The organism is Microbacterium sp. Leaf203, assembly GCF_001421275.1.
Lineage (GTDB): Bacteria > Actinomycetota > Actinomycetes > Actinomycetales > Microbacteriaceae > Microbacterium > Microbacterium testaceum_A.
Window position 1 is genome coordinate 653 of record NZ_LMKF01000023.1, and the last position, 397, is coordinate 1,049.

The 397-nt window shown below is 66.2% G+C and carries 1 protein-coding gene; it reads left to right on the forward strand.

From position 1 onward, the window contains the following. Positions 1-26: 26 nt before the first annotated feature. Positions 27-397, forward strand: a 371-nt coding sequence (locus ASE56_RS09885; RefSeq protein WP_156371666.1) for a hypothetical protein, incomplete at its 3' end; no start/stop codon positions are given.

Here is a 397-nt window from a genome sequence, read left to right on the forward strand (position 1 = left end):
GCTGGCCTTTGAGCCTGTGGGCGCTGATGTTCGTCGCCGCCGGCGCGTCATTGGGCTATGTGGTGATGTCCGGCGCGCTGGATGCGATCCAGCAGGCGGTGGGCGAACGCAAGGATCAGCCGCGCATCAGCGCCATGGCCGGCAGCATCCGCCAGGGCTTCATGATCGCGGGTTCGGGCATTGCCGGACTGGGCATCCACTATTTCTCGCCGGCCGCGGCCTATCTGTTCTGCTCGCTTTTTTGCGTCATCGCCGCCGGGCTGATCTATTTCCTGCCCGATGCGCGGGTGAATGCGGCGCGCAGGGGCACTGTCTTCACCGAAGTGATCGTCGGCCTGCGCGAGCTCAACGCCATGCCGGCGGTGCTGCGCATCGGCCTCCTGACCGCGATCGGCTT